Raw genomic sequence first — 7661 nt, 5'->3', positions numbered from 1 at the left:
TGCAGTTCTGTCCCGGTGTGACCACTTTTTTCTGCTGGCCTTTTACCGTCCAGTCAGCCCCAATTTTGGGGTTAAGGTCGATATCAACTTCGTCTTCATAAAACACCGGATGGTCAACACTGCATTTGTCCAGCGCCTCACTTATCTGAGCGAGCTTTTCTTCCTTGTCAGGGTCTCGAATATTGAGGGTAGGTGCCGCCCTACGCCAGACGATCCCGATTTTCGGTAACCAACGCCTGACCGTAGAAGCCGCCACTGTACTTTGGAATACATCATTGAGCTGCATCGTTAAAAGCTCTGTACTCCAGCGGCTTCGCTGATAACCGAAATCCTGCGGGGAAAACTGAACCAGAATAGTCAGCATCGCACACATTTCGCTAACGGGAAGCGTTGGCGGTCTGCCAACAGGCAAAGCGTGCAGGGCATCCATACCACCTTGAGTAAACCAGTCAATCCACCTACCCACTGAGGAGCGGGCTGCACTGATAATACGGCAGACATCGACAATCGTTTTGCCTTCGTGGAGTTGCATGAGAGCAATAAGTCTGCGGGCATAATCCTTGTCCTTGGTAGTCTGTATCGCTTTTTTCATCCTACGACGTTCGCCACGAGGTATCGGTGCTATGATGGCCATCACTCAGTCCTTTTGTCGGTATGTTTCGGTTTGGCGATTGATCAGATCGCACAAAGCGGACTGAGTTTCTCTTATCTTTGAGATCTACTATTAGGAACAGCTATTTAGTCAATTTCTTCAAAGAGGATTATATCAACCACATCTTTAGATATCTGTGTCTTCGGAAATTTTGAGCGCATCTTCGATCTCGACGCCAAGATAGCGTATGGTGTTATCAAGTTTTACATGCCCTAAAAGTAGTTGTACCGCCCTGATATTTTTTGTTCTCGCATAGATCAGCGTTGCCTTAGTCCTTCGCATGGAGTGGGTACCATACTGCGCAGCGTCAAGGCCAAGCGTCGTTGCCCACTTTTTTATGATATGGGCGTAGTAGGAGTAGCTCATTGGCGCCCCAGTTTTTCTGGGACTGGGAAAGATAAAGTCCTTTGGTGAAAGTTGACTGACAAACAACCACTGACTAAGTGCGTGTTGAGTTTTTGCTGTTATTTCAAACTGAACATCCCGTTGAGTTTTACTTTGCGTGAACAGAATTCTGGGATGAATGATGCCTGAAGACGAAATGTCGCAAACCCTCATTCGAAGTAAGTCACAAGACCGGAGTTTACTGTCAATCGCGAGATTTAAAAGCGCCAGTTCCATAAGATTGCCCTCTATCTCAAGGCGTGTGCGGATCCGCCAGATATCTTCGAGTTTAAATGGCTTCTTTTGTCCTAAGTGTCTTCTCTGTTTATTAGTAGTCACCATGCTCCACCTCCATCGATTGTTTGAGTGACTAAATAATTTTAGAAATGACAATTTTGGATAACATTTCCTAATGCGAGTTGGGAATCAGTACTTTGCTTGGGGCAAATACTCTAAGAAGAAATGGGGCAAAATCGAGTCAGCTATTGATTGCATTGAGCACTATCAATAATGCCGCCAGCTTTCCTCACTTCACCCATTCCGCCAACCTATGGCCAACACGGTCAACGCCACCCCAACAACAATCCGCTGCGCGCATTTGGTGTGGCACCGTCATGGCCAATGGCGCGGTCTGGTCGCCGTTCGTCATCCTGGCCCTGTTTGTTTCTCAACCCCTTCCCCAATCTTGGGGCGCGATGCTTCGCAACGCTACGGGCGACGCACCGCCTTTGGAACAGCACAAAGGCCGTGCGGGCGAGTAGGGTGGTGTTAGCAAAAATTGAATAAAACTTGCAATTCGTAAGCTGATAAAGCAATCGATTAAGCAGTAGTTACCCACAGATTCTGTGAATAAAAAATAAGCAAAACACGATGCTTCGCAACGCTAAAGCCTACGCACCGCCTTTGAAACGACACAAAGGCCGTGCGGCAGAGTGGGGGAGGTGTAGCGGCTATCTGGTATCGGAGAGTTTACGACTAGCGCGTCCGGAGGTGTTCGCGCCAATTGCGCGCCGCATTATTCTGGTCGCAGGCTCCCGCCATAATGTCTCTGCTTAACATAACTTGGTCACAATGCGCCGTCGCTCGTTCCTCACGCCGTTCCGCTTCGCCGCATTGCGCAAAGTTATGTTAAATTGGCGCAGGTTCAGGTTCCTTTCTTCGTCGCTTTTCCCTGCCTTCGGCAGCGGCGTTCGCCGTGCGCTTCTGGCAAGCCAGTGTCACGCAAAAGCACCACCGCATCCCCCACCCGCCCAGAGCTGCGCCCCACAAGTGTTAAAAGGGCAGGGAAGTAGTTGTGGTTGGTTCTGTAGTTTGGTCTAGGTTCAGTGTGTTTCTAAGTGGGCGCAGCGCGGGTTGGCCGCGGTGGGTTTATCTTTCCAGGCAAATCCGCAGCTCTTCGTTCAGCTGGCTCATTTTCTCCCAGGTTTCGCTTTTAACCAGGATGTGCCCTTCTAGGGTCACGCCTAGCGGCGGAAGGAAGTAGGAGAGGGATCTTTGCGTGAGTTCGGCAAAGTCATAGATAAGGTCAATTTTGGGTAGCGTCTTTGCGCTTTCAAAGTCCAGATAGGTTTGACGGGCAATGCCCATCCTACGAGCGCACTCGGCTTGTGTGAGTTTGTTGGCCATTCTGGCTTCCTTCACCACATGACGAAGGTGTGCTTTCAGTGTTTCTTCGTTACGGCGTTCCATTACTACTTCGCTGACACCAATAAGGGAGGTGGATTTTATCACTGGTGTGGGTGGTTGAATATGCGTTTAGTTTTCTATACGGCGGGATTCAATGTTTGCTGTGGTTCGTAGGGCAAGGTGATTTAACACTATGGGTATAATGCGTAGTGGGGATATCTGAAAGGCTCAGAATCTAGCTCATTTATTTCTCTTTTCCCTTCACAGGTGTTCTTCAATTAGCATGCAGAACATAGACCACCCATTATTGAAAATAATCTTTTAATCCTCACGGATTCACCCTGAGAATGCCATTGGTTATTAGTCGATTAATCAATAACCAGTCAGTTTTCCATGCGATCGAAATCAAATCTGCTTTTATACACTTTATGGTACATTCACGCCAAAAGTTTTAGACAGTAATGTCATGTTGCGTGCCGAGAAGCGAAGGGCGGTAGCGTAAGAAAGTTTTGCCCCATTCTGGCTTAGAAAATCCAATTTACTCAAATGTAAGTTTGCTAATTCACCCTACAATTCCTAATCCGAAATAGATGATAGCTAAAAGTGACTGTCCTTCTTTCGCTCTTTCGGTCCTTGTTTCCTACCGAGTCAGAGCAGTCAAAATCGCATCTAAAATTTCCTGATGATTTTCCGCTCGGGAAACCTGCCCCAGTTCCTGACAAAGTGCTTCTTCTCCTTCTAAGGCAAGGATGCTGAAACCACTCTCAGTACACTCAGAAATGCACTAAACTGGTTCGCGCCTGGAATGTCTTCAAGCGTTACTGAAGGAAGCTCAATCATTGATTGGGCAGGCACCAGTGCAGGGTGTTGATTGGCAGTCAGCTCTGGGCTGATAACAACAACTGATCTCAGTTTGTTTTCAGTCTGAAGTGGGCGGAATTTTTCATCCGGTATAGTAGCAACGTCTATGCTGTTATTGCGTAACCAACGGCAGTCTATATTTTTGGTGCTGTCGCATGATGCCAGGTATTTCTCTGAGCTTATTTGGGCGCCGGATAGCATCAGCATCGATGTGCCGCCCAGAAAAAAGCCGACACCGAAAACCTCACCCATATCCGCCCCGCCGAATAGTGCTTCAACCGATTTTAGTGTGTTCAGCCCAAGCTTCAGAGCACTGGCTCTGAGTGTAATTTCATCGACTACTTTATATGCCGTGATTTCGTTGGGTTCAGGAGGTTTTGGCACAACAACGATATAACCTTGTTGTGCCAAGCTTGATGCTATCCATCGACTGTGTGAAAACGCTGACCGTGTTCCGCCCTGAGACAAGAGAACGATAGAAAATTTCTCACCAGCTAAAGGGGCATCTAACCGAGTTTCGACCGCCTTAAAAATGTTGCCTCTACCAAACATAAAATTGTTTTTTCTTTGGTCGTGGGATACCAGTAATACACATCGACAGGCTTGTTTCTGTCACTGCTGAATACCGACTTTACCGTCAGCGAAGAATGGTATTTCTGTTCAACGGCACTCGCACTGAAGCACAACAGAGTTAACGCAAACGACATAACTAATTTGGTTTTCTTTTTACCTCAGCCTTCTAAGACGAATTCATAACCAAGCATACCTAATCTAGCTAAAGATGCTCGAACTCAGTTGGCTTAGGTATTATATTTTGCAGGACGTTTGGAAAAATAACGTGCAGGGGGCTCGCCGTATACTTTGCGAAACATGGCAATAAAGTTGCTCGGTGTCGCGTAACCCAAAGCAAATGAAACGTCTCCGACGGATTTCCCACGAGCCAGCATTTCCATTGCGTGGATCAACTGTATCTGTTGCCGCCACATGTTAAAACTCATATTTAGCTCGGTTCGTACCAATCTTCTCAGTGTTCTCGAAGACGTGGCACCGATACTGGCCCAGTGCTCGACAGACTTTGTACTACCAATATTATCTAGCATTGCATGGGCTATCCTTTGTAACCTTGGTTCTCTTGGTATCGGAAAATAAAGATCTTCAAGGGGAGCGCGGCAAATCTCATTAAGAATAACGCAGAGAATGTGTGATTGGTCTGGCGAGACCTCCGTGGTTTTACTCCAACCTAGTATCCGGTTCGCAAGTACTTTAATCACATCATTCATACCGATAACGCATGGGGATTTTGGGAGTTGATGACAGGCAGAAGGTAAAAGTAACAGTGACCAACCTTTCACAGAACCATGAAAGTAGACACTGTGCATTGCTTCCGGTGGTATCCATCCTGCACGGTGAGGAGGCAATAACCAAGTCCCCTCTTCGGTGTTAACTTGTATCAGTCCTTCATCGATACAAATTAGCTGCCCCCGATAATGCTTATGGCTTGTATAGGGTCGCTGAGAGCGAGAGAGCTTGTCTTCACGTTCATGTAACCATTGTCGGGCAATGAGTTCGGCACCCTCCCTCCAATCGCTATAGTCACAATTATCACTCTGTAAACGCCGTTTCATAGATGGCCATTTTTCATTATTTAATGTCCGAATAACATTATCACAACATGTTAACGTTCACTTAGTATTTCAGAAAGCCAACCGAATGTCTGAAATGGAGTTCTTATGAACGAGTACCTGTTTATTTCCTACTACATAGCAGCAGGCCTCGGCATTGGGTTACTTGCCGGGCTTGTCGGTGTTGGTGGTGGAGGCATGGCCGTACCCATTTTTACCTTTCTATTCACAAAACAAGGAATTGGGCATGATGATGTGGTCCACCTAGCACTGGGCACATCAATGGCTGCGATGATTTTCACCACCTTTGGCAGCATGAAAGCCCATTTGAGAAAAGGAAACGTGGATACAAAAATGGCAATTAGAATGTCGGTCGCTGTACTTGTCGGAACATTTTTGGCCACTTTCATCGCATCGTATCTAAATGGGGTTTATCTGGCGGGATTCTTCAGCTTATTCATGCTTTATGTGGCTTTCAAAATGTTCAGGCAGAAGGAGTATCACTATAACGAGAATCCGCAAGGCCCGTTGGGGAATATTTTTACTGGCTTCTCAATTGGATCGGTTTCTGCGCTTGTTTCAATAAGCGGTGCTGGATTGACCATCCCTTACCTTGTCCAACAAAACGTTGAGATAAAGCGGGCAATTGGTACTTCTGCCGCTATCGGTTTTCCTATTGCACTGTCTGGCACCTTTGGCTATCTCATAAACGGCTTGCACAATACAGATATGAGCAACATGGTTTTGGGATACATTTATCTGCCAGCGCTGATTGCTTTTTCAATCAGTAGCTATCTAACCACGCATGTGGGTGTCCGTTTGGCCTACTATTTCCCAAGTGAAACACTCAAGAAATTCATCGGTATCCTTTGCGTCATGCTCAGTGCAAAAATGTTCTTTCAGGTGATTGGATAGCCTTGCACCCAGTCCAGCAAGGAGTACTCATGGAAACCTACAATCATACATATCGGTGCCACAACTTTTCACATAAAGACTTAAGTGCTCTCACGTTCACTGCTTGTACATTTATTCGCTACGACTTTCGACGTGCTGACTTGCGCGATACGACATTCGTCAACTGCAAGTTCATTGAACAGGGTGATATCGAAGGCTGCCACTTTGATGTCGCAGATCTTCGCGATGCAAGTTTCCAACAATGCCAACTTGCGATGGCAAACTTCAGTAATGCCAATTGCTACGGTATTGAGTTACGTGAGTGCGATTTAAAAGGTGCCAACTTTCCCGAGCAAACTTTGCCAATCAAGTGAGTAATCGTATGCACTTTTGCTCAGCCTTTATTACTGGATGTAACCTTTCCTATGCCAATATGGAGCGGGTTTGTTTAGAAAAATGTGAGCTGTTTGAAAATCGCTGGATAGAAACTCACCTAGCTGGTGCATCACTGAAAGGGTCAGACTTAAGTTGAGGTGTTTTTTCCGAAGATGTCTGGGGGCAATTTAGCCTACAGGGGGCCAATTTATGCCACGCCAAACTCGATGGTTTAGATCCCCGCAAAGTCGATACATCAGGTATCAAAATTGCAGCTTGGCAGCAAGAACAGCTTCTCGAAACGCTGGGTATTGTTGTTTTTCCCGATTAGATGCTTATCAATACCGGCTAAAGGCAGCATACAAGATAGAATATATACGGCACCAATACATTTTCTAATCTAAATCATCCGAGCTAGAGCAATGCCTCTAGCTCACTTCTGCCCCAAACTTAGCTCGCCAATATCCTACACACCTGCGATCGGCTATAGCCGGTCGCTTCTGCAATTTCTCTCAGGCTTAAACCTTTCTCTCTGTAGCTTTTTACTTTCTGGTGCCGTTCGGTATCGGCTCGTTTGCCTTTGTACTTGCCATTAGCTTTGGCGGTTTCTATGCCCTGGCGTTGGCGCTCTCTTCGGGTTTCGTAGTCTTTTCTGGCCATAGCAGCCATTAGCTCTATCAGCATGTTGTTGATGGCATCGAGCACGGCTTTGATGATGGGGTCGTTGTGGGTGAGGGCGTTATTGTCGAGTGCCTGCCAGCTGGTTGGTACGTCCATGCTGACAATGCGTATGCCTTTTTCCTCAATCATGCGCTTGAGCTGCTTCCAGTCATGGTCGTTAAGGCGGGTGAGGCGGTCGATTTGTTCAACCAGCAGAATGTCGTTTGCCTGGGTGTCGGTTAACAGGCGGTTGAGTTCTGGGCGGTCGAGTTGGGTACCGCTGATGTTTTCAGTGTAGTAGCTGGCAATGCGTTGGCCATGCTCTTGGGTGAACTGGTCGAGGGCGCTTTTTGCCCGTTCGGCATTTTGTTCATCGGTCGAGGCGCGAAGGTAAGCGCGAATAAACATGGTTTGTCTCCCTGAAAGTGGCTAACGTCGCATTTAGGTAGTCGCAAAAGGGAGTGTCGCATTTAAGTGGTCACATTGCCAGTTTTTGTATCAGGGTAGGGTGGTCGCGTTGGGGTATGCTCTAAAAAGTAGGTGTAGTATAGTTGACAACTAAGCAGTGTATACAGATAATATACACC

Annotated in this window: 9 protein-coding genes and 1 pseudogene; 4 read left to right on the top strand and 6 right to left on the bottom strand. The window is 46.8% G+C overall.

Annotated features, from left to right (window positions below; translation table 11 throughout):
* Positions 1 to 634: IS630 family transposase (locus tag GMA8713_RS24685; protein ID WP_157515568.1), on the bottom strand; the 634-nt coding region annotated here is incomplete at its 3' end.
* A 144-nt stretch (positions 635 to 778) separates the two neighbouring features.
* Positions 779 to 1378 carry a tyrosine-type recombinase/integrase gene (locus tag GMA8713_RS24680; RefSeq protein ID WP_062715204.1) on the bottom strand — a complete coding sequence of 200 codons (600 nt, stop codon included), beginning with the start codon at positions 1376 to 1378 and terminating at the stop codon, positions 779 to 781.
* A gap of 92 nt (positions 1379 to 1470) precedes the next feature.
* On the opposite strand from GMA8713_RS24680, the gene GMA8713_RS27550 reads away from it, so the two are divergent.
* Both GMA8713_RS27550 and GMA8713_RS27545 read left to right on the top strand, forming a co-directional pair.
* On the top strand, positions 1471 to 1797 hold the full coding sequence (locus tag GMA8713_RS27550) for a hypothetical protein (protein WP_157515779.1): 327 nt from the start codon (positions 1471 to 1473) through the stop codon (positions 1795 to 1797).
* 109 nt (positions 1798 to 1906) lie between these two features.
* Entirely contained in the window at positions 1907 to 2092 is a 186-nt protein-coding gene (locus GMA8713_RS27545; protein WP_157515777.1) for a hypothetical protein, read from the top strand.
* Between the two features lie 312 nt (positions 2093 to 2404).
* Here the strand turns inward: GMA8713_RS27545 and GMA8713_RS24675 are convergent, their stop codons facing one another.
* The 3 genes from GMA8713_RS24675 to GMA8713_RS24665 all read right to left on the bottom strand — a co-directional run bounded on the left by GMA8713_RS24675 (position 2405) and on the right by GMA8713_RS24665 (position 5148).
* Positions 2405 to 2725, bottom strand: a complete 321-nt coding sequence (locus tag GMA8713_RS24675) for a helix-turn-helix transcriptional regulator (protein WP_062715202.1) — start codon at positions 2723 to 2725, stop codon at positions 2405 to 2407.
* Positions 2726 to 3400: 675 nt separating this feature from the next.
* Positions 3401 to 3934, bottom strand: a complete 534-nt coding sequence (locus GMA8713_RS28310) for an alpha/beta hydrolase (protein WP_232314564.1) — start codon at positions 3932 to 3934, stop codon at positions 3401 to 3403.
* 389 nt (positions 3935 to 4323) lie between these two features.
* Entirely contained in the window at positions 4324 to 5148 is an 825-nt protein-coding gene (locus tag GMA8713_RS24665) for an AraC family transcriptional regulator (RefSeq protein WP_062715201.1), read from the bottom strand.
* Between the two features lie 105 nt (positions 5149 to 5253).
* Here GMA8713_RS24665 and GMA8713_RS24660 point away from each other — a divergent pair, with 105 nt between their 5' ends.
* Positions 5254 to 6060 (top strand): sulfite exporter TauE/SafE family protein, encoded by an 807-nt coding sequence (locus GMA8713_RS24660; protein ID WP_062715199.1) that lies wholly within the window; start codon positions 5254 to 5256, stop codon positions 6058 to 6060.
* Positions 6061 to 6089: 29 nt separating this feature from the next.
* A pseudogene (locus GMA8713_RS24655) lies at positions 6090 to 6745 on the top strand (QnrS family quinolone resistance pentapeptide repeat protein).
* A gap of 119 nt (positions 6746 to 6864) precedes the next feature.
* On the opposite strand, the gene GMA8713_RS24650 reads toward GMA8713_RS24655, so the two are convergent.
* On the bottom strand, positions 6865 to 7482 hold the full coding sequence (locus GMA8713_RS24650; protein WP_062715197.1) for a recombinase family protein: 618 nt from the start codon (positions 7480 to 7482) through the stop codon (positions 6865 to 6867).
* Between the last annotated feature and the right edge of the window lie 179 nt (positions 7483 to 7661).

Origin of the sequence: Grimontia marina, from assembly GCF_900060185.1 — a bacterium.
Taxonomy (GTDB): domain Bacteria; phylum Pseudomonadota; class Gammaproteobacteria; order Enterobacterales; family Vibrionaceae; genus Enterovibrio; species Enterovibrio marinus.
This window is presented reverse-complemented; position numbering and strand designations above follow the sequence as displayed.